The sequence below is a fragment of the Sandarakinorhabdus sp. AAP62 genome, assembly GCF_000331225.1.
Classification (GTDB): domain Bacteria; phylum Pseudomonadota; class Alphaproteobacteria; order Sphingomonadales; family Sphingomonadaceae; genus Sandarakinorhabdus.
This window is the reverse complement of record NZ_ANFY01000002.1, coordinates 16,755-37,218: the sequence shown is the minus strand read 5'-3', so window position 1 is coordinate 37,218 and position 20,464 is coordinate 16,755. Positions and strand designations below refer to the sequence as shown.

22 protein-coding genes are annotated in these 20,464 nt (G+C 65.7%); 9 read left to right on the top strand and 13 right to left on the bottom strand.

Going from position 1 to position 20,464, the window contains the following annotated elements:
• Nucleotides 1-53: 53 nt before the first annotated feature.
• The 5 genes from D619_RS0100220 to thyA are packed head-to-tail and all read right to left on the bottom strand — an operon-like array spanning nucleotide 54 to nucleotide 4,262.
• Entirely contained in the window at nucleotides 54-980 is a 927-nt protein-coding gene (locus D619_RS0100220; RefSeq protein WP_017666538.1) for a bifunctional riboflavin kinase/FAD synthetase, read from the bottom strand.
• 25 nt (nucleotides 981-1,005) lie between these two features.
• Nucleotides 1,006-2,169, bottom strand: coding sequence for a dipeptidase (locus tag D619_RS0100215; RefSeq protein WP_017666537.1), 1,164 nt, complete (start codon nucleotides 2,167-2,169; stop codon nucleotides 1,006-1,008).
• Between the two features lie 25 nt (nucleotides 2,170-2,194).
• Nucleotides 2,195-2,701, bottom strand: coding sequence for a dihydrofolate reductase (locus D619_RS0100210; protein ID WP_033372649.1), 507 nt, complete (start codon nucleotides 2,699-2,701; stop codon nucleotides 2,195-2,197).
• Nucleotides 2,686-3,309: a hypothetical protein gene (locus tag D619_RS17725; RefSeq protein ID WP_152417217.1), complete on the bottom strand. Its 624-nt coding sequence runs from the start codon at nucleotides 3,307-3,309 to the stop codon at nucleotides 2,686-2,688. The genes D619_RS0100210 and D619_RS17725 overlap by 16 nt, the downstream gene beginning before the upstream one ends.
• A gap of 14 nt (nucleotides 3,310-3,323) precedes the next feature.
• A complete protein-coding gene (thyA, locus tag D619_RS0100205; RefSeq protein ID WP_017666535.1) occupies nucleotides 3,324-4,262 on the bottom strand; it encodes a thymidylate synthase in 939 nt (312 codons plus the stop codon).
• Between the two features lie 76 nt (nucleotides 4,263-4,338).
• On the opposite strand from thyA, the gene D619_RS0100200 reads away from it, so the two are divergent.
• The 3 genes from D619_RS0100200 (at nucleotide 4,339) to D619_RS0100190 (ending at nucleotide 7,682) form a co-directional block, all read left to right on the top strand.
• Complete coding sequence (locus D619_RS0100200) at nucleotides 4,339-5,046, top strand: acyl-homoserine-lactone synthase (RefSeq protein WP_017666534.1); 708 nt, start codon at nucleotides 4,339-4,341, stop codon at nucleotides 5,044-5,046.
• 123 nt (nucleotides 5,047-5,169) lie between these two features.
• The gene (locus tag D619_RS0100195) at nucleotides 5,170-6,552 is read left to right on the top strand and encodes a glycosyl transferase family protein (protein WP_017666533.1); all 1,383 of its coding nucleotides are present in this window, start codon (nucleotides 5,170-5,172) and stop codon (nucleotides 6,550-6,552) included.
• Nucleotides 6,549-7,682: a hypothetical protein gene (locus D619_RS0100190; protein WP_017666532.1), complete on the top strand. Its 1,134-nt coding sequence runs from the start codon at nucleotides 6,549-6,551 to the stop codon at nucleotides 7,680-7,682. The genes D619_RS0100195 and D619_RS0100190 overlap by 4 nt, the downstream gene beginning before the upstream one ends.
• On the opposite strand, the gene D619_RS15065 is transcribed toward D619_RS0100190, so the two are convergent.
• Together D619_RS15065 and D619_RS16975 are read right to left on the bottom strand one after the other, a co-directional pair.
• On the bottom strand, nucleotides 7,679-8,761 hold the full coding sequence (locus tag D619_RS15065) for an asparaginase (protein WP_193743228.1): 1,083 nt from the start codon (nucleotides 8,759-8,761) through the stop codon (nucleotides 7,679-7,681). The two genes, D619_RS0100190 and D619_RS15065, sit on opposite strands and share 4 nt — an antisense overlap.
• 10 nt (nucleotides 8,762-8,771) lie before the next feature.
• Nucleotides 8,772-9,452 carry a MerR family transcriptional regulator gene (locus D619_RS16975; protein WP_017666530.1) on the bottom strand — a complete coding sequence of 227 codons (681 nt, stop codon included), beginning with the start codon at nucleotides 9,450-9,452 and terminating at the stop codon, nucleotides 8,772-8,774.
• A gap of 59 nt (nucleotides 9,453-9,511) precedes the next feature.
• Between D619_RS16975 and D619_RS0100175 the strand changes: the two genes are divergently transcribed.
• The gene (locus D619_RS0100175; protein WP_017666529.1) at nucleotides 9,512-11,089 is read left to right on the top strand and encodes a cisplatin damage response ATP-dependent DNA ligase; all 1,578 of its coding nucleotides are present in this window, start codon (nucleotides 9,512-9,514) and stop codon (nucleotides 11,087-11,089) included.
• A 17-nt stretch (nucleotides 11,090-11,106) separates the two neighbouring features.
• Complete coding sequence (gene xth, locus D619_RS0100170) at nucleotides 11,107-11,874, top strand: exodeoxyribonuclease III (RefSeq protein ID WP_017666528.1); 768 nt, start codon at nucleotides 11,107-11,109, stop codon at nucleotides 11,872-11,874.
• A 34-nt stretch (nucleotides 11,875-11,908) separates the two neighbouring features.
• On the opposite strand, the gene D619_RS0100165 is transcribed toward xth, so the two are convergent.
• The 4 genes from D619_RS0100165 to coaBC form a co-directional block, all read right to left on the bottom strand.
• A complete protein-coding gene (locus D619_RS0100165) occupies nucleotides 11,909-13,786 on the bottom strand; it encodes a PBP1A family penicillin-binding protein (protein WP_243442586.1) in 1,878 nt (625 codons plus the stop codon).
• 119 nt (nucleotides 13,787-13,905) lie between these two features.
• A complete protein-coding gene (moeB, locus tag D619_RS0100160) occupies nucleotides 13,906-14,661 on the bottom strand; it encodes a molybdopterin-synthase adenylyltransferase MoeB (protein ID WP_017666526.1) in 756 nt (251 codons plus the stop codon).
• Nucleotides 14,658-15,107 (bottom strand): dUTP diphosphatase, encoded by a 450-nt coding sequence (dut, locus tag D619_RS0100155; RefSeq protein ID WP_017666525.1) that lies wholly within the window; start codon nucleotides 15,105-15,107, stop codon nucleotides 14,658-14,660. The genes moeB and dut overlap by 4 nt, the downstream gene beginning before the upstream one ends.
• Complete coding sequence (coaBC, locus tag D619_RS0100150) at nucleotides 15,104-16,303, bottom strand: bifunctional phosphopantothenoylcysteine decarboxylase/phosphopantothenate--cysteine ligase CoaBC (RefSeq protein WP_017666524.1); 1,200 nt, start codon at nucleotides 16,301-16,303, stop codon at nucleotides 15,104-15,106. The genes dut and coaBC overlap by 4 nt, the downstream gene beginning before the upstream one ends.
• A gap of 84 nt (nucleotides 16,304-16,387) precedes the next feature.
• Here coaBC and D619_RS17490 point away from each other — a divergent pair, with 84 nt between their 5' ends.
• On the top strand, nucleotides 16,388-17,050 hold the full coding sequence (locus D619_RS17490; protein ID WP_206536332.1) for a DUF2853 family protein: 663 nt from the start codon (nucleotides 16,388-16,390) through the stop codon (nucleotides 17,048-17,050).
• Between the two features lie 3 nt (nucleotides 17,051-17,053).
• On the opposite strand, the gene D619_RS0100140 is transcribed toward D619_RS17490, so the two are convergent.
• Nucleotides 17,054-17,662 (bottom strand): GNAT family N-acetyltransferase, encoded by a 609-nt coding sequence (locus D619_RS0100140; protein WP_017666522.1) that lies wholly within the window; start codon nucleotides 17,660-17,662, stop codon nucleotides 17,054-17,056.
• Between D619_RS0100140 and D619_RS15050 the strand changes: the two genes are divergently transcribed.
• Nucleotides 17,661-18,890: an MFS transporter gene (locus D619_RS15050; protein WP_017666521.1), complete on the top strand. Its 1,230-nt coding sequence runs from the start codon at nucleotides 17,661-17,663 to the stop codon at nucleotides 18,888-18,890. The two genes, D619_RS0100140 and D619_RS15050, sit on opposite strands and share 2 nt — an antisense overlap.
• 14 nt (nucleotides 18,891-18,904) lie before the next feature.
• Here D619_RS15050 and purC read toward each other — a convergent pair whose 3' ends face one another.
• A complete protein-coding gene (purC, locus tag D619_RS0100130) occupies nucleotides 18,905-19,708 on the bottom strand; it encodes a phosphoribosylaminoimidazolesuccinocarboxamide synthase (protein ID WP_017666520.1) in 804 nt (267 codons plus the stop codon).
• Nucleotides 19,709-19,913: 205 nt separating this feature from the next.
• Here purC and D619_RS0100125 point away from each other — a divergent pair, with 205 nt between their 5' ends.
• Nucleotides 19,914-20,231 (top strand): DUF1476 domain-containing protein, encoded by a 318-nt coding sequence (locus D619_RS0100125; protein ID WP_017666519.1) that lies wholly within the window; start codon nucleotides 19,914-19,916, stop codon nucleotides 20,229-20,231.
• Nucleotides 20,231-20,461, top strand: coding sequence for a BolA family transcriptional regulator (locus D619_RS0100120; RefSeq protein WP_017666518.1), 231 nt, complete (start codon nucleotides 20,231-20,233; stop codon nucleotides 20,459-20,461). The genes D619_RS0100125 and D619_RS0100120 overlap by 1 nt, the downstream gene beginning before the upstream one ends.
• The last annotated feature ends 3 nt before the right edge of the window (nucleotides 20,462-20,464 follow it).

The window sequence follows — 20,464 nt, the reverse complement described above, 5'->3', positions numbered from 1 at the left end:
CTCTCCCGCCGCGCTGCGCGCGAGTCGACCTCTCCCCGGCGGGGAGAGGTGATTCAGCCGCGCAGCATCCGCCGGGCCGCATCGGCATCGGCGGCAATCTGGCGCTTGAGTGCATCCAGCCCGTCCAGCTTCATTTCGGGCCTGAGGTAAGCGACCAGCTGCACATCGAGCGTCTGGCCATAAAGATCGCCGCTCCAGTCCATCAGCCAGGTTTCGAGCAGCTCCAACGGCGGCTCGATCATCGGCCTGATGCCGAGATTGGCGACTCCGTCGACGCGCTCGCCCGTGGGGAGCACCACATGGACGGCATAAACCCCATAGGCCGGCCGCACATAATCGCCGAGCACCATGTTGGCGGTGGGAAAGCCCAGCGAGCGGCCCAGCTTGGCGCCATGTTCCACAAGCCCACGGATCGTGAACGGCCGGGTGAGCAATTCCGCCGCCATGCCCGGCCGCGCATCGCGCAGCAGGGCGCGCACCCGCGTCGAACTGATCGTGCCGCTGCCATCCTGCACCGCATCCACCACCCGTGCGGCAAAGCCATGTGCCAGGCCCAGCCGTTCCAGATCGGTCACGCTGCCACTGCGCCCGCGCCCGAAGGTGAAATCGCCCCCCGTCACCACGCCGGCCACGCCCAGTCGCGCCACCAGCCATTCTTCCACGAATTCCTCGGCCGAAAGCGCGGCCAGCGCCCGGTTGAACGGCATCACCACCGCGCCATCCATGCCGAACTGGCCCAGCCATTCCCCGCGCTGTTCAATGGTGGAAAGCGAAAACGCCGGCACATCGGGCTGGAACAGCCGGGCCGGGTGGGGATCGAAACTGGCGACCAGCGCCGGCCGACCAAGCTTTCGCGCCCAATCACGCGCGGCGCCGACCACAGCCTGGTGGCCGGCGTGAAAACCATCGAAATTGCCCAGCGCCACGATGCCGCCACGCAAGTGGCCGGGCAGGGCGGCACCCCCAGAAATCACATCCATGCGATCAGTTCCATGGCCAGCGGGCTTAGCGAGGAGCCAGCCCGGCGGCAAGCAGCCGTGCCGTATTGCCGCCCATCACCTTGCCGATATCGGCCGCGCTCATGCCCGCCTGCATCAGCGCCTGGGTGACAACATCCAGATGCGCGGTATCGAAACCCACCGTGGTGCCGCCATCATAATCGCTGCCCAGCCCGACATGATCGATGCCGGCCACCTTCACCGCGTGCAGGATGGCCTTGGCCGTGGCCTCCGGTGTCGGCTGGCAGATGGCGGCATCCCAGTAACCGATCCCGACCACGCCGCCATTGGCAGCGAGCGCGCGCAGCTGATCATCTGAAAGGTTGCGCGGGGTATCGCACGTGCCCTTCACGCCGCCGTGGCTCACCACCACAGGCCGCGTGGCAATCTTCAGCACATCGGCATAGGCGGCCGGGCTGCTGTGGGCGACATCGATGATCATGCCGCGCTTCTCCGCCTCACGCACCACTTCGGCGCCCAGTGCAGTGAGCCCGCCCTTCTTCTCCCCCGCCATCGAACCGGCCAGTTCGGTATCGAAGAAGTGCGCCAACCCCAGCATGCGGAAACCGGCTGCATGCAGCTTGGCCACGTTGGCAAGCTGGCCTTCCAGATTCTGCCCGCCCTCGGTGGAGAGCAACGCGCCGGTCACGCGTTTGCCCGCCGCGCGGTCGTTCAGCAGGCCGGCCATGTCGGCTGGCGTCTTGATGATCCGCAAGCGGCCCCCGGCGCGCTGTTCCGCATCGTGCAGCTTTTCGGCGTGCCAGAGCGAGCGTTCCAGCAGACTGCCCCATGTGCGGGTGGGCTGCATCTGGGCGATCACCAGCGGGGTGATATTGTCGGTCTCGCCGCTGTTCTTTTCGTAATTCTGGCCACGCGGGGTCTTGGTCACGCTGGAGAAGACCTGCAGCGCGACATTGCCGGTCTCCAGCCGCTTCAGATCAACATGGCCATCGCTGGATTCCGACAGCAGATCACGCTTCCACATCAGCGTATCGGCGTGGAGATCGATCACGGTCAATGTCTTGTGCAGGGCCTGCGCCTCGGCGCTCACCGGCCAGGTCGCCCCCGTATGCTGGTTCATACCCCGCGCGACGATATCGGGAGCAAAGCCGAAGAAGCCCACTGCCGCGACGCCCACCAGCGCCGCTGTTCCCCAAACCAGCTTCTTCACTGCAAATCCCTCCAAAAACCGGCGATTATCGCCGTTCCAGCGTGATGAACGCATATCCCGGCCTGCCGCCCTCGGCTTCGTGCGTCACCCGCGCCACTTCTTCCCAACGCGCTGGATCGAATGCCGGCAGGAAGGTGTCGCCTTCCGGTTCTGCGTCCACTTCGGTCAATTCCACCCGCGTCGCGATGGGCAGGGCCAGGGCGTAAATCTCTGCGCCGCCGATGATCATGATGTGGCCGCGGATGCGCGGGTCCAGCCCGGCGGCGGCAATGGCTTCGGCCAGGTTGGGCACCACGGTCACGCCTTCCGCCGTCCAGCCGGGCTGGCGGGTGAGCACGATATTGTGGCGGCCGGGCAGGGGCTTGCCGATCGATTCGAAGGTCTTGCGACCCATCACCACGGGTTTGCCGACGGTGATCGCCTTGAAGCGCTTGAGGTCGGCCGGCAGATGCCAGGGCATGGTGCCATCCTTGCCGATCACGCCGTTCTTGGCGCGGGCGACAACCATGGTGATGTCTAGCCCCACAGCCATTCTCTCCACGACAATTTTTTCTGTATATTTAATCCAAGAGTTTTATGAAAAATTTTCGTCGCCTCTTCAGCAATATTTTCTAGCTCGATACGCTTTGGATGTTTGACGCGTAATCCCAAGGTTACAAGTTCATCCAGAGAATTGTAAAATTCACGGTCAAACCGACCAATATAATGCGATTGATGCTCCCAAATCATGTCAAGACCTACGGATATTTCATTGAACAATTTCTCGCATCTGTCGTATAAATCGTAAATATCCTTTCCAAAATAGGCGTAGGCTAAATGCTTCTTAGTAAAAAACGAGACTAATTTTTCCCTGCGTTTTTCTCGACGCTTAATGTATGCAAAAACGCTTATGCATCTTTCATAATATTCTGCAGGAACTAGTTTTTCTAGTTCATCTTTGTTGTTCGAAATTTCATTATTCCAGACAACGCCATTTGTAATATAAATTACGTCCTGTTTGAATTCGAGAAATGAAATGAATAGGTCTTCGGCTATTTCAATTCTTTTTGAGCCTATCTTTTGATCCTCCCAGACTCCTAGACCTTTGTTAGCGACAATTGCGGTTACAATTATCCCAACAAGTTGAACAATGGACTCCATAACAATCTATATCCCTACACCGCCACCGGCGCCGCGATATGCGGATGCGGATCATATCCAGTGATCAGGAAATCCTCCAGCCGGTAGCTGAACAGATCCTCCGGCTGGCGCGCGAAATCGAGGCGGGGGAAGGCGCGCGGCGCGCGGCCCAGCTGCTCCCTCACCAGATGCTCGTGATTGAGATAGAGGTGGCAATCCGCCCCCATCCAGGTCAGCTCGCCGGGTTCATAGCCGCACTGCTGCGCCAGCATGCGGATCAGCACCGCCGCTTCGAAGATGTTGAACGGAAAGCCCAGACCCAGATCGCAACTGCGCTGGTAGAGGATGCCCGACAGACGGGTAACGCCGTTGGAATCGGGGGCCACGAAATACTGGTAGGTCATGTGGCAGGGCGGCAGCGCCATGCGGTGCAGTTCGGGCACGTTCCATCCGGTGAAGATGTGGCGGCGGCTGGCCGGATTGTGCTTCAGGCCGTGCACCAGCTCCGCCATCTGGTCGAACGGCGTGTCGGCGCGGAAACTGCCATCCTCGTTGGCGGCATAGCGCGGCCAGCGCCGCCACTGCACGCCGTATACCGGCCCCAGATCACCCCACTTCGCCGCAAAATCATCGTCGGCAATGATCCGCGCTTCGAATTCATCGCGGCTCAATTGCTCGCCAGTGGCCTTGCGATAGGCATCAAGCGGCCAATCCGTCCAGATATGCACGCCCTGTTCGACCAGGGGGCGGATGTTCGATTCGCCGTTCAGGAACCAGATCAGTTCCTTCACCGCCGATTTCCAGTACACGCGCTTGGTGGTGAGCAGCGGCACCGTGCCGTCGGAAAGATCAAACTTCAGCGTCTCGCCAAACAGGGCGCGGGTGCCGGTGCCGGTGCGGTCGCCGCGGGTCACGCCTTCGCGCCACACACGGTCCATCAGGGAGAGATACTGGAGTTCGCCGGTCAAAGTCATTGCCCCTTGTCAGGGATATGGCGCGCACCCGTCAACAGGCGCCACACATCTGATCACAGCGGTGGGGAGACAGACGATGTTTGGCACGGCAACAACGGGAACCAGTCACAATATCCAGGCCGTTTCTGGCCTGTGGCGCGACGTGCACGGCCCGGCGGCGGCGGTGGCGAGCCGGGGCAATGCCCGCGCGGCGCTGCGGTCTGCCATGCTGAAGGATCGCAAGATCGTGCTGATGGACCGGCTGGGCTGGGATCTGCAATCACCCGATGGTCTGCACGAGATCGACGAATATGACGGCGATGACACGCTCTATCTGATCGTCCACCAGCCACAAACCGGCCGGCATCTCGGTTCGGTGCGGTTGCTGCCGTCCACCGGCGCGCATCTGCTGGGTGACAAGTTCGCCCATCTGTGCGCCGATGCCGTGCCCGCCGGGCCCGATGTCTGCGAGATCACCCGGCTGGTGACGTCGCCGGGCCTGTCGCGCAGCGAAGCCCTGCAGGTGCGCCGCCAGCTTTCCATCGCGCTGTTCGAACACGCGCTGGCCGCCGGCATCACCCGCTACACGATGGTGACGCATCTGCCCTGGTTGCCCAGCCTGCTTTCGATCGGCTGGGATGCAGAGCCGCTGGGCATGCCGCACGGCGAAGGCGTGAATGCCGTCGCGGCCCTGCAGATCTTCGTCAACGAACCCACTTTGCAGCGTCTGCGTGGTGCCTGGGAAATCGCCCGGCCCGTGTTGACCCTGTCCCCCATCGGCCGGGAGAATGAACAGGCGTTTTGACCCTGCGCCTGTCGCTGTCCTGCCGAGGATGCCCCGGCCTGCCGAACCCACCTGCAAACGGCCCTCCCCGTGCGCAGATTTTGGGGCAGGCTGGGGCATCCACCCCCCATCGAGCCATCGGCCATGATGCTGCCTGAATTGCTGGCCCTGTGGCATGTTGCGCTGGCGGAAGCCCTGTTGCTGGTGGCGCTGCTGGTCGCCATCAACGGCCTGGATGATCTGGCCATTGATCTGCTCTGGCTGCTGATGCCGCGCCACCGGCGTGCGCCGCAACCGTTCCCGCCAGTATCGCGGCTAGGGTCGGCGTTGCCGCGTTTTGCCATCCTGATCCCGGCTTGGGACGAATCGGCCGTGATCGGCGCCATGCTGCAGCGCCTGCTCGCCACGCAGGACTGGCCGGATTATACCGTATTCGTTGGCCTTTATCCCAATGATCCCAAGGGCCAGGCGGCCGTGGCGGCGCTGGCGGATCCTCGCCTGCACGCGGTGATTGGCGAAGCGCCCGGTCCTACCACCAAGGCCGATTGCCTGAATGGCTTGTGGCAAGCGGCGCTTGCGCAGGAAGTCGCCACCGGGCGGCGCTTTGCCGCCGTCGTGCTGCACGATGCCGAAGACGTGGTGCACGCGCACGAACTGGCGGTATTTGCCGCGCATCTGCCGCAATCGGCCATGGTGCAATTGCCGGTGCTGCCGCTGCCCGATGCTGACAGCCCGTTGATTTCCGGCCATTATATCGATGAATTTGCCGAAGCCCATGCCAAGGACCTCTTGGTGCGGCACTGGCTGGGTGCAGCGGTGCCGGCAGCCGGTGTTGGCGTGGCCATCGATCGCGCCATGTTGGGCCGCATCGCCGATGCCCGGGGCGGCCTGCCCTTTGATGCCGCCAGCCTGACCGAGGATTATGAACTGGGCCAGCATGTCCATGCGCTGGGTGGGCGAGGCCGGCTGGTGTGGGTGAAGGCTGAAGACGGCCCGGTGGCCACACGCGAACATTTTCCGGCCACCCTTGCGGCGGCGGTGCGGCAGAAATCGCGCTGGCTGATCGGCATCGCGCTGGCGGGCTGGGATCGGCTGGGGTGGCGCGGCGGCTGGGTGAACCGCTGGATGCTGCTGCGCGATCGCAAGGCGCCGCTGATGGCGCTGCTGACACTGTCTGCCTATGTGATCGCCTTGCTGCTGGGCATCGATGGCCTGCTGCGGCTGGCGTTGCCGATGGCGGCGCAATTGCCGCCGGTGGCCGGTGGCCTCACGCGGGCGCTGTTGTGGCTGAACTGGACCCTGCTGTGCTGGCGGCTGCTGGTGCGCGCGCTGTTCACGCTGCGCGTGCAGGGTGTGGCCGAAGCCCTGCTGGCCACGCCGCGGGCGCTGGTCGGCAATATGATCAACGCCATGGCGGCGCTGCGGGCGTTGTCGCTCTATGCGAAAGCGCTGCGCTCTGGCCGCCGCCTGGCGTGGGACAAGACGCTGCACCGCTTCCCCGTCCTGCCGGCCGGTTCGGCACCATGACAGGGGGCGGCCTGACTGGCCGGCCGCTGCGGGCCTTCACCGGGTTGGGGCTGCTGCTGGCGCTGTGGATCATCGTGCGGCTGCCGGCCATGCAGCACGAGGTGGCGGAGATGGCGCTGCTGGCGACAGTCACGCCCCGGCCTCCCGCCGTGGCCGTCATGCTGCCGCCTGCCAAGCCGGCCGTGATGCCGCTGCGGCAGCCGGCACCGCCGCCGCTGTTGGCCTTGCCCGTCCGTGCGCTGCTGCTGCCGGTGGCCAGTCCATCAGCGCCGCTGAACATCCCGCTGTCTGCGCCCCAGCCGCCCGCGCCGTCGCCTTCGCCGCCTGTGCCGCCGCCCGCACCGCCGCCCGCTCGCCTGATACCGCCCGATCCGGCCTTCACCCTGGCCTCGCGCGCCTATGATCGGCTGCGGGCGGGCCAGCGCCGTCAGGCCGCGGCTTTGTTCGATGCCGCGCTTGTCCTGCAGCCTGACAACCGCCCCTGGCAGGCAGAGCGCGCGGCGCTGGGCCGGCGCTGGCAGGTGGGCGGCTTTGCCCTGCTGCGCGATGGCGGCGTGGCGGCCAATCAGCCTGGCGCTGCGGCGTCACCCGTGCTGGGCGGCGGGCAGGTGGGGGGCAGCATCGCGTGGCTCACCGATCCCTATGCCCGCCACCCGCTGGCGCTGGTGGCGCGTGCCAATGTGGCGGCCGATGCCAGCGGCGTGCGCGGTGAAACAGCGCAAGTGGCGCTGGGCCTGCGCCAGAGCCTGTTGCCCGGTGTGTCCGTGTCGGTGGAACGGCTGGTTCCGCTCGGCGATGCCACACGTGGCGCCTTCACCGCGCGGCTTGCGGCCGGCGGGCGCTGGCAGCGGCTGGAGGGCTATGGCGAAGCTGGCGTGCTCGATTCGGGCCAGGTCTATGCTGGCGGCCAGGCCCGGGCCCGGCTCGTTCGGCTTGGCCCGACGTCACTCCACGCCGCCACCTGGGCCAGCGTGCAGACGGGCTCGCCCGACGTGTGGCGCGTTGACGTCGGTCCCTCGCTCGGCGCCAGCGTGAAGGGCATCCGCCTCGAAGCGGACTGGGGGCAGCGCGTGGGCGGCAATGCCGCGCCGGGCAGCGGGCCAACGATTACGGTGTCCGCCGGTTTCTAGTTCGTCGTGCCGGCCCGGTCGAAGATTGCCTGCAGTTCGGCATACGTCCGCGGTTTCTGCAGGGCCAGCATCAGCAGGATGCGCGCCTTGGCCGGGGTGAGTTCGCGGCCACCGATCGTTGGCACCCGGTCATCATCATCGTCCGATTTCGGTGCCGGCGGCGGCTCTGCGCGCCGCACGTCGCCATGGCCCTGGCGGGGTGTGGTGACCATCGGAATCTTTCGTTCCGCCAGTGCCCGCAGCGCCTTGCGGGCGCCGCTGGAAACGCCGCCGGTGCCCACCCCGGCCACGATCACGCCATCGGCATTGCGCACGATGTCGCGCACTTCGTCTTCGGTCTGGCCAGCATAGGCATATACAACGGCAATGCGCGGCAGCCTGGCGTCGCCAAGCGTCAGCGTTTCGGGCTGCGGCTGCGGCGGCCCGAAAAAGCGCGGCGAAAGGCCGAGCACATGGCCAATCGGGCCGCGGCTGGGGGCCGTGAAGGCCTCGATCCGGTTCACGTCGAACTTGGTGACGGACCGCGGATCAAAGATCGTGTCGTTCATCACCACCATCACGCCGCGCCCGGCGGATGCGGGCGAGGTCACGACCCTGATCGCATCCAGCATGTTCTGCGGCCCGTCGGCGGAAACGGCGGTGCTGGGCCGCATCGCGCCCACTACCACCACCGGCTTGGTTGGCGGCAGGATCAGGCTGAGCAGAAAGGCGGTTTCCTCCAGCGTGTCGGTGCCGTGGGTGACAACAACGCCGGCGACATCCGGATCGGCAAAGGCCGCCAGCGTGCGGGCATGAAGCTTGCGCCAGATGCTCTCGTCCATGTCGCTGCTCGGCACGTTGGCGATCTGCTCGCCGGCAACCCGGGCAATCTTGTCCACCCCCGGCAGCGCCGCAATCAGATCGTCCACGGAAACGGCGCCCGAACGATAGCTGGAGCCCGTCGCATTGCCCTTGCCGGCAATGGTGCCGCCGGTGGCCAGGATGCGCACCTGGCCGGTGGCGGGGGCCGGGGCAGGCTGCGCGCGCAGCGCCGTGCCGCCCAGCAGGGCTGCAGCAATCATCCAGGAAATCTTGTGCAAGGCCTGTCCTTCACCCATTGTCGTTGGCAATGATCCGCCGCTCGGCGAGCTTGCGCAACAGCGCCCGCGTGCGCAACTGGCCGAGCAGTTCGTTGATCACCGAAATGCCCTGTTCGGCCATGTCGAGCGCCTTGGCCTCGCCAACATGGCCGGCGGTATGTTCGAGGAAGTGGCGGACTTCCTGTGCCGTCAACCAGTCGATCAGCACGTTGTAGAGCCGCATCTGGCCGCCATCAAAACCCAGTTCCGGCGTGAAGCCGATATCATCGAGCCGCTGCACGGTGCGCAATATGGCGGCATCGCGGGCGCTGATGGTACCGTCTTCGGCCAGCGGGATCATCAGGTCATCCAGATGCTCGCGGCTATGCGGCGGCAGGCCAAGATCATCAAACACCACCCGGGCCGGGCCGCCGTCTTCGAGGCGCTGGGCGAGCAGCGCATCCAGCGTGGGGAACACATCGGGCAGCAGCCAGCGGTCGCCATCGTCGGCTTCCAGCAGGGTGCGGATCACCGCCAGCGGCAGGAAACGTTCTTCCTGCAGGCGCTTGATCGCCTTCAGCCGGGAAACGTGGATTTCGGAATAGCGGGCGCTGTTCGGGCTGGTCTTGTCCGGCTCCGGCAGCAGGCCTTCGCGGATGTAGAAACGGATGGTTTCCCGCCCGACACCGCTGGCCTTTTCGAGATCGCGCATTCTCATAGGCTGAGCGCCTTAGCGCAACTCGCGCGGCCATGCTAATGGGGTGATTGCCGATGGACGCCTTTGCCCGCCTGCTCGATGCGCTGCTCTACACGCGCAGCCGCACTGCCAAGCTGCGGCTGATTGCGGATTATCTGCTGGCGACCCCCGATCCCGATCGTGGCTGGGCGCTGGCGGCGCTCACCGGCACGCTTGATCTGAAGGCGGTGCAGCCCAGCCTGCTGAAGGCGTTGATTGGCGAGCGGGTGGATCCGACGCTGTTTGCGCTGTCCCATGATTTCGTGGGTGACATGGCGGAAACCATCTCGCTGTTGTGGCCAGAACCGCCCGGCGACCGGCCCGCCAGTCCCAGCCTTGATGCCGTTATCGGCCAATTGGCCGGCTTGTCACGAAAGGACTCGCCAGCGGTCGTGGCGGCGCTGCTTGATCGGCTCGACGTGCAGGGTCGCTATGCGCTGATCAAGCTGGCGACGGGCGCGATGCGGATCGGTGTTTCGGCCCGCCTGGCCAAGACCGGCTTCGCGCAAGGCTTTGGCCTCGATGTGGAGGCGGTGGAGGAAGTGTGGCACGGTCTGGTGCCGCCGTTCGCACCGCTGTTTGCCTGGGCGAGCGGGCAGGGCCCGCAGCCGACGGCGGGCGATGTGCCGGTGTTCCGGCCATTCATGCTGGCCAGCCCGCTTGAAGACGGGATGATGCTCGATCTGGCGACGCACGTGGCGGAATGGAAATGGGACGGCATCCGCGTGCAGATCGTCCACGCCGGCGGCCAGACCCGCCTGTTCAGCCGCACCGGCGACGATATCTCGGCCAGTTTTCCCGATATCAGCCTTGATCAACCGCTGGCCCTGGATGGCGAATTGCTGGTGCGCGGGGAGGGCCAGGCGGACGGCATCGCCGCCTCGGGCAGTTTCAACGCGCTGCAACAGCGACTGGGACGCAAGGCGCCGACGGCGAAGCTGATGACCGAGCGGCCGGCTTTCATCCGTGTCTATGATCTGCTCTCCCATGCCGGCGAGGATATGCGCGCCCTGCCGTGGCAAGCGCGTCGCGCCCGGCTGGAAGCGGTGCTGCCCGGCCTGAATCCCGCGCGGTTCGAATTGTCGCCGCTGGTAGAGGCCAGCAGCTGGGACGATCTGGCGCGCTTGCGCGACGCCGCCCGCGATGCCGCCATCGAAGGCCTGATGCTGAAACGCCGCGATGCCCCCTATGTGGCTGGGCGCCGGCAAGGCCAGTGGTTCAAGTGGAAGCGCAGTGCGCTCACCGCCGATTGCGTGCTGATGTATGCCCAGCGCGGCCATGGCAAAAGATCGAGCCTCTACAGCGATTTCACCTTCGGCTGCTGGACGCCCGATGGCCATTTGCTGCCCGTTGGCAAGGCCTACAGCGGCTTCACCGATGCCGAACTGGCCATGCTCGACAAGTTCGTGCGCACCAACACGCTGCAGAAGTTCGGCCCGGTGCGGGAGGTTGAAAAATCGCTGGTGCTGGAAGTGGCGTTCGACAGCATTCACGCTTCCAGCCGTCACAAATCCGGCCTGGCCATGCGCTTCCCGCGCATATCGCGCATCCGGACCGACAAGCCGGCGCATGAAGCCGACACGATCGCGGCGCTGTTGAAGCTCGCCACTTGAGCGCCTAGGGTTCGCCCATGCTGATCGCGACCTTCAACATCAACGGTACCAACGCCCGCCTGCCCCGCCTGCTGGAATGGCTGGAGGAGGCAAGGCCCGACATCGCCTGCCTGCAGGAAATCAAGACGATGACGGAGAATTTCCCTGTCGAGACGCTGCGTGAGGCGGGCTACCATTGCCTTGTCCACGGCCAGAAGGGCTTCAACGGCGTCGCCATCCTCAGCCGCGAGCCGGCGACAGAAGTGCAGCGTGGCCTGCCTGGTGACGAGACCGACGAACAGTCGCGCTATCTGGAAGCCGAGGTGATGGGCGTGCGTGTGGCCAGCATCTACCTGCCCAACGGCAATCCGCAACCCGGCCCCAAGTTCGACTACAAGCTGGCCTGGATGGAGCGGCTGCGCGCCCATGCTGCCGGTCTGCTGGAAGCCGGCCTGCCCGTGGTGCTGGCCGGCGATTACAATGTCATTCCCAATGACGATGACATCTGGGATGCGAGCGCAATGCGGGATGACGCGCTGCGCCAGCCGCAATCGGTGGCAGCGTATCGCCAGCTTTTGTGGCAGGGCTGGACGGATGCGGTGCGTCAGCTTCATCCGGTGGGCGGCATCTGGAGCTTCTGGGATTATCAGGCTGGCGGCTGGCAGCGCGACCATGGCTTCCGCATCGATCATCTGCTGCTGTCACCCGCCGCCGCGGACCGGCTGCAGGATGCCGGCGTGATGAAGGATGTGCGCGGCAAGGAAAAGGCCAGCGACCATGCGCCGGCCTGGGTGCGGCTGCGCTGAATCTCTCCTCCCTGAAAGGGAAGGGAGAAGAATGTCAGTCCAGCTGCGGCTCAGCCGGTTCCTTCAACGTCTTGTCCAGCCAATTGTCGTCCAGCCGTGGTGGATCGTCGGCGGGCGGGGCCTCGCCTTCGATGGGCGGTGCATCCTCGATGGTGATGCCATAGCTTTGCGCGTCTGGCTCCGGCCCCAGGCCTTCCTCGATGATCTCGGTCGCCAGCGGTTCGGGCGGGGTGCCGCCGACAGCGCGGGCCATGAACTGGGCGAAGGCGCGGGCCGGGGCACGACCGCCGGCGAGGCCGCGCACCGCCCTGGCATCATCGCGGCCCATCCATACGCCGGTGGTGATGCCGCTGGAAAAGCCGATGAACCAGCCATCCTTGTTGCTGGTGGTGGTGCCGGTCTTGCCGGCCAGCGGCCGGCCGATCTGGGCAGCGCGGGCGGTGCCTTCTTCGACAGCAGCCTGCATCAGCTGCGTCATCTGCGCGGCCACGACGGGTGCCACCACCTGCCGGGTTTCGCCCTCGTTGCGGTTGTAGAGCACGCGGCCGGTGCCGGTGGAAATCCGGGTGATGGCAAAGGGCGTGTTTTCCTGGCCGCCATTGGCCACGGTGGCAAAGGCGTTGGTCATTTCGAACACGGTGGCTTCCGAAGCGCCCAGCGCCATGGCCGGCTGGCGGCTCACCGGCGTGGTGATGCCGAAGCGACGGGCCATTTCGGCGACCGTGTCGAACCCCACTTGTTCGGCCAACTGCACCGCCACCGTGTTGATCGATCGGGCAAAGGCCTGGCGCACGGTGACCTGGCCAACGAACTGGCCATTGTCGTTCTTCGGGCTCCAGTTGCCGATGCTCACCGGCTTGTCTTCATAGATATCGTCGGGCGTCACGCCGCTTTCCAGCGCGGCGGCATAAACGAAGAACTTGAACGCCGAACCGGGCTGGCGGCGCGCCACGATTGCGCGGTTGTAGTTGGAGCGCACATAATCGGTGCCGCCTACCATCGCCTTCACGCCGCCATCGCGGGCCAGCGCCACCAGCGCCCCCTGCGCGCCCCTGGGCGCTTCGGTGCGGATGGCGGCTTCGGCATGGCGCTGCATGGCGGCGTTCAGAGTGGTTTCCACCAGCAGCGGTTCATTGGCTTCGTCGGTGAGATTTTCCAGTTCGGCCAGCACCCAATCGGTGAAATAACGCACGCCGGCCGGGCGGGCCTGCGGCGCGAACTGCACCAGGCGCGGATCGGCGGCGGTGGCTTCTTCGGCGGTGATGCCGCCCTGATCGACCATCACCGCAATCACGGTGGCGGCGCGCGTCCGGGCCGCTTCGGCATCGGCAGACGGCGAAAAGCGCGACGGCGCCTTCACCAGTCCGGCGATGATGGCGGCTTCCTCAAGGCTGAGCCGGCGGGCGCTGTGGCCATAGAATTTGCGCGACGCGGCATCGATGCCATAGGCGCCGCCGCCGAAATAGACGCGGTTGAGATAGAGTTCGAGAATATCTTCCTTGGCAAACTTGCGCTCGATCGCCAGCGCCAGCACCACTTCGCGCAGCTTGCGCGTGTAATCCTTTGAGGCGGTAAGGAACAGGTTGCGCGCCAGTTGCTGGGTGACGGTGGACGCGCCTTGCGCCTTGTTGCCGCGCGCGGTGTTGACCACGAACGATCGCACGATGCCGATGGGATCGATGCCGGGGTGGTACCAGAAGCGCCGGTCTTCCACCGCGATCATGGCGTTCTTCATCGTCGCCGGAATCTCGGCATAGCGCAACCATTCGCCATAGCTGGGGCCAAAGCTGGCCAGCACCGTGCCATCGTCGCCGCGGATCTCCACCGGCTGGCCATTGGGGCTGCGCTTCATGTCGTCGAAGCCGGGCAGATCGCGATAGGCCAGCGCGACCGCGACGCTCAGCGCAATCACGGCTGCAAGGCCGGCAACCAGCCCCCATTTCAAGAGGCTGATATACCAGCGGGACTTTTTCGGGCGTGGGGCAGGGCGACGTTGGGGCACGGGACTGTATTATCCGGCAAATACGGCAGCTATGGGGCAGAGCAGGCGAGGCAAGCCGGATCTTTCGGCAATGTGATGCTGCGAAAGCGGCCGGCATGCGCATCGAACAGGGTGATCCCGCCAGCGCTGCCGGCTGCGAAACCAGACAATTCGCGGATCACCTCCATCGCCATCAGGCTGCCGATCACGCCGGTGAGCGCGCCCAGCACGCCGACGGCGGCGCAATTGCGCTCGGGCTGGTCGATGGGGTTGCCGACGAAGCAGCGATAGCAGGGCAGGGCGGGATCAAACCCCTTGAACACCGCGACCTGGCCATCGAACGGCCCAACCGCGCCCGATACCAGCGGCACCCGCAGCGCCAGCGCGCAATCGGCCACCAGCAGCCGCGTCGCGAAACTGTCGCATCCATCAACAATCAGATCATGCCCGGCCAGCAGTGCATCGACATTATCGGCATCGAGGCGCAGCGGCACCGCCACGGTTTCGACATGCGGGTTGAGTGCATGCAGGTGGCTGGCTGCGCGTTCCGCCTTCATCTCGCCGGCGTCCGCCGTTTCAAACAGCACCTGGCGTTGCAGGTTGGAGAGCGCCACCGCGTCGTCATCGATGATGGTCAGCCGGCCGACGCCTGCCGCCGCGAGATAGAGCAGGCAAGGGGAGCCCAGTCCGCCGGCACCGACCACGGCCACCCGCGCCCGGGCCAGGGCCGCCTGGCCGCGCCCGCCGAATTCGGGCAGCACCAGGTGACGGGCGTAACGTTCCAGCTCGTCGTCAGAAAAATTCAACTGTGCACTCCTGTGGAGCCGAAGCCGCCGGCACCACGCTGCGTGTCGTCCAGCGCGGCGACCACGGCCAGCGTGGCGCGCGTCACCGCCGCCGGTACCAATTGGCAGATACGCATGCCGCGCTCGATGGCGAAGGGCTCGCTGCCAAGGTTGATCAGCAGCGCCTTCACTTCACCGCGATAGTCGCTGTCGATGGTACCGGGGCTGTTGGGAACCGTGATGCCATTCTTCATGGCGAGGCCGGAACGCGGCCGCACCTGCACTTCATAACCGTCGGGGATTGCCATGCAGAAGCCCAGCGGCACCGGGAAGCGCGCGCCGGGATGCAGCATCACCGTCTCGGTCACGGCCGCCACTGCGTCCATGCCGGCGGCACCGGGCGTGGCATAGGCCGGCAGCGGCAGGCCCTCGCCGTGGGGCAGGATGGTGAGCGGGATCGCGATCATGACTGTCCTGCAAAATGCGCGGCGATGCGCTGGGCCAGGGCGGTGGCGACGGCCTGCTTGACCTGTGCGCCCCAGTCTTCGGCACCGCTGGCGGTCACCAGATGCACATGGTTGGAATCGCTGCCGAACACGCCTTCGGTCACATCGTTGGCGACGATCCAGTCGGCGCCCTTCTTCAGCCGCTTGGCCACGGCGTGAGGGATCAGATCATGGGTCTCGGCGGCAAAGCCGACCACCAGCGCCGGGCGCAGCGCATGATGGCCAATGCCGGCCAGGATGTCGGGATTTTCCGTCAGGGCCAGCGGCGGCAGCGCCTTGCCGTCCTTCTTCAGCTTGTGCGGCGCGGTTTCCGCACGCCAATCGGCGACGGCAGCGACCATCACGGCGATATCGGCGGGCAGGGCGGCCGCGCAGGCGACCTGCATGTCGCGGGCGGTCGTCACGTCGATGCGGGTGACGCCAGCCGGCGTCGGCAGATGCACCGGCCCGGCCACCAGCGACACGCGCGCGCCCAGTTGCGCCAGCGCGGCGGCGATCGCAAAACCCTGCTTGCCCGATGAATGATTGCCGATGAAGCGCACCGGGTCGATCGGTTCATGCGTCGGCCCGGCGGTGACCAGGGCGTGGCGGCCGGCCAGCGGCTTCGCTCCGAAAAACGCCGCAATCGCCGCCATGATCGCCGGCACTTCGGGCAAACGTCCGGGGCCAAACTCCCCGCAGGCCATGGCGCCATCATCCGGTTGCATTACCGTTATGCCGTCACTGCGCAGCGTGGCGATATTGCGCTGGGTGGCCGGGTGCAGCCACATGCGCACGTTCATCGCCGGCACCATCAGCACCGGCTTGTCGGTGGCGAGCAGCAATGTGGTGGCCAGATCATCGGCCTGGCCGCCGGCCGCCCGCGCCATCAGGCTGGCGGTGGCCGGGCACACCACCACCAGATCGGCGGCGCGGCTCAACTGGATATGCCCCATGGCGGCTTCGTCTTCGAGATCCCACAGGCTGGTGCGCACCTGCGCTCCGGCCAGCGCCGAAAGGGAGAGTGGCGTGACGAAGCGCGCGCCATTTTCGGTGAGTACCGGCAGCACGCGGCCCCCTGCACGGCCCAGTTCGCGCACCAGTTCCAGCGCCTTGAAGGCCGCGATGCCGCCGCCCACGATCAGAAGGATGGTCTTGCCCTGCACGGACCACGCCATAGCCGGTTGCGGCGAGCGATGCCAGCGGCGCGGCAAGACGGATTGCCCAAGCAGGCGATTGCCGATAACTTGCCGACTTCAATCATGAAGGGGGCCGCAATGGCGGAAGATTGGTCAGTCGACGTTCGCAAATATGTGCCCGATGCTGATGGTGACATCATCGCCGGCATCGTGCGTTATTGCGGCATAGCGCTGCGCAACAAGGATTCCTCTTTGGTCGCCTTCTCGGACAAGACCGAAACCGATCGGGTGAAAGCCAATTTCCTGCGCAAGAAGCTGGCGCTGACCGATGCGGACGACGTGCTGGATGCCGCCATTGCGGCGGTGGGCGATCGCATGAAGGCGGATCGCACCAAGAATCGCGTCACCGTCTATTATCTGCTGGCCGAAGCCTTTGGCCGGCTGGACGATTTCCGGCCCAAGGCCAAGGCCGGCAAGGCCAAAGCCGCGCCTGCTCCTGCGCCTGCTCCTGCACCGGCCGCCGAAGCGCTGCCGCCTGCCGCCAGCCCGGAACCGGTGATGGCACCGCCGCCGCCACCTCCTCCCCCGCCGCCACCGCCGCCACCGCCACCGCCGGTCGTCGCTGAGGCGCCTGCCGCTGCGCCGCAACCGCTGATGGCCGCTCCGGCCCCGGTGGCACGTTCGGCAGCGCCAGCCCGCTCGGCCAGCGCCGGCCTGTTCTGGCCGCTCACCGCTGCCGTGCTGGCCTTTGGTGGCGTCGCTGCGCTGATCCTGCTGGGCAGCTGAGGATCAGATCAGCCGCTTGGTATAGACCGTGGTGGGCGCCATCGCGCCGTCAGGCATCAAGGCATAGGCCGGGATGTCGCCCACCTTTTCCCAGCCCGCCCGTTCATAAAGCCGCGCTGCCACCGATCCGCTGATCGTGTCCAGCACCAATGTGCTGCGTCCCTGTGCCAGCGCCCGTGCCTCCGCCGCCGCCAGCAACGCGGCACCCACGCCGCGCCCGCGCGCCCGGCCAGCCACCATCATCTTGGCGATATCGGCGCGGTGCGGCTGGTTGGGCATGGCGGCGGGCACCAGGCTTACCGTGCCGGCAACGCCGCCATCATCCAGCGCCACCAATATCTGCACCTCGCCCTGCGCCGCGGCTGCCAGCCGGCCCTGCCACCAGGCCAGTGAGCCAGCCTGATCAAACCCGGCCATGAAGCCGATGGAGGCGCCGCCCGCCACGGCCTCCACCATCATGGCGGCGAGGCCTGGCAGCAGCTGCCGGTCGGCGGCGGGATCGAGCGGGCGGATGATCATGGGGGCAGGATGCCAAAGCAGGGCGCGCCGATCCAGTGGCCGGTTGACGGCCCAATCCGTGGCCGCCACTGTGCCGGCCGGGGAGAACTTCATGCTGTCAGGTCCGTTGCGCTGGGCGATCATCCTGATCGGGGCCGCCATTGCGCTCAACTACATCGATCGCGGCGCCGTCAGCGTGGCGGCGCCGCTGATCAAGGATGAATTCGGCCTCACCAACGAACGGTACGGCGTCATCGTCTCCAGCTTCTACTGGACCTATGTGCCCGCTCTCGCATTGGCCGGCTGGCTGGCGGACAAGATGAGCGTGCGGCTGCTGATGGCGCTGGGCGTCGCCACCTGGGCGCTGGCCACGATCGGCATGGGTTTTGTCGGCACCGGTGTGGCTGGCGGCATTACCGGGCTCCTGATGCTGCGCCTGCTGATGGGGCTGGGCGAAGGCGTCGCCTTTCCCTGCGGATCGAAACTGATCGCCCGGGTACCGGAAGGCGCGCGCAGCCTGGCCAATGTCTCGTTGTCGGGCGGATTGGCCCTCGGGCCGCTGATCGGCACGCTGGGCGGAGGTTTCATCATGGAATTCTGGGGCTGGCGCGAGATGTTCATCATCTTTGGTCTGGTGACCCTGGTCTGGCTGGTGCCCTGGTGGCTGGCCCGGCGCGGCATCGAAGAGGGTGAAGGCAAGCAGGAAGCGACGCTCGATGCCGCCGTGCCGCTGGGCCAGGTTTTGCGGCAACCGGCGTTCTGGGCCATCACATTGCTGCATCTGGCCGGCACCTTCGGGCTCTATTTCATTGTCGGCTGGTTGCCGCTTTGGCTGGTGAAGGCGCGTGGCTTTTCGATCATCGACATGAGCCTGCTCACCAGCGTCTTCTATGTCGCGCAGATCATTGGCGGCACGGCGGGCGCCTGGCTGATCGATCGGGCCATACGCCGCGGCGCCGATGGGTCCGTGTGGCGGCGGCGCATGCTGTTCGGCTCGGTCTTTGCCTATGTCGCGGGCCTGATGCTGTTGCCGGAAATTCAGGGATGGCTGCCGCTGGTGACGCTGATCGCCATCACCGGCTTCGGCTATGGACCGCTGCCCAACATGCTGTTCGTCTTTGGTCAGACCATGGCCGGGCCCGCGTCGGCCGGCCGCTGGGTCGGGGTGCAGACCAGCATCGGCAATCTGTCGGGCATTGTCGGGCCGGTGCTCACCGGCATCATCGTCGATGCCGCCGGCTACCGCCCCGCCTTTCTGATGACCGCCGCCGTGGTGGCCGGTGGCACGCTGATCTTTGCCCGTGCCGTCAAGCGGATCGAACCTGTGCGCTGGGCTTCCTGACCCTCAGGAGGGGCTTAATCCGCCGGCTTGTCCTTGCCCAGAGTCTGAACCCTTGCCTTGCGATGCTCTTCCAGGTCGAGCACGGCCGGCTCGTCTTCGGTGAGCAGGCCCAGGCGGCGGGCGACTTCCTGATAGGCTTCGACTTCGCCGCCCAGATCACGGCGGAACCGGTCCTTGTCCATCTTGTCGCCGGTCTTCATGTCCCACAGGCGGCAGCCATCGGGGCTGATCTCGTCGGCCAGGATCACCCGGGCGAACTCGCCATCAAACAGGCGGCCGAATTCCAGCTTGAAATCCACCAGCCTGATGCCAACGCCGGCGAACATGCCGGCCATGAAATCATTGATGCGGATCGCCATGTCGGCGATGTCGTGCATCTCGTCCTGGCTGGCCCAGCCAAAGGCCGAGATATGCTCGTCGGTCACCAGCGGGTCGCCGAGCGAATCATCCTTGTAATAATATTCGATGATGGTGCGTGGCAGCTGGGTGCCTTCCTCGATGCCGAACCGCTTGGCGATGCTGCCGGCGGCCACATTGCGCACCACGACCTCAATCGGAATGATTTCAACCTGGCGAACCAGTTGCTCGCGCATATTGAGACGGCGGATGAAGTGGGTGGGGATGCCGATCAGGCCGAGCAAGGTGAACACATGCTCGGAAATGCGGTTGTTCAGCACACCCTTGCCGCTGATCGTGCCCTTTTTCTGGGCGTTGAAGGCGGTGGCATCATCCTTGAAATACTGGATCAGGGTGCCGGGTTCCGGGCCTTCATACAGGATCTTGGCCTTGCCTTCGTAGATCTGGCGGCGGCGGGTCATGGGATGCCTTTCTCTGGCCTTTCGACGGCGGCGAGGCCTGCCCGAGGGCAGGTCGCCGCTGAAATTCGGTCGCGCAGGGGCAAGCTAACACGGCCCTCCCGCGTGGGCGAGTGGCCATAGCGGCAAAGAAGGTGAGATACAATCATTGATCAGGCGGCCGTGCTTACCTATTTGGGTAGACGAACCCGCTTGGGAGCAGGACAAGATGACCACGTTCGACGACCGCCAGAAGGCCTTTGAAACCAAGTTCGCCCACGACGAGGAAATGCGTTTCCGCATCCTTGCCCGCCGCGGCAAGCTGATTGGCCTGTGGGCCGCCGAGAAACTGGGCAAGGAAGGCCAGGCCGCGGACGATTATGCCAAGGCGGTGCTGCTTTCCGATCTCGAAATCCCGGGCGATGATGACATCATCGCCAAGCTGCACGGCGATCTGGCCGGGCTGGGCGTCGGCGTGAACGATATCAAGGCGATGCTGGCCGAGAAACTGGCCCAGGCCGAAGCCCAGATCAGCGGAGCTGCCTGATGCCGATGGCGGCCGCCGACATCGAATCGGCGATTCTGGCAGCCCTGCCCGGGGCACGGGTGGAGATCACCGATCTTGCCGGCGACGGCGATCATTATGCCGCCGTGGTGACGGCGCCACAATTTGCCGGCCTGTCCAGGGTTGCACAGCAGCGGCTGGTGTATAATGCTCTGGGCGGGCGCATGGGGGGTGTGCTCCATGCCTTGAAATTGACCACCGTTGTGGGCTGACGA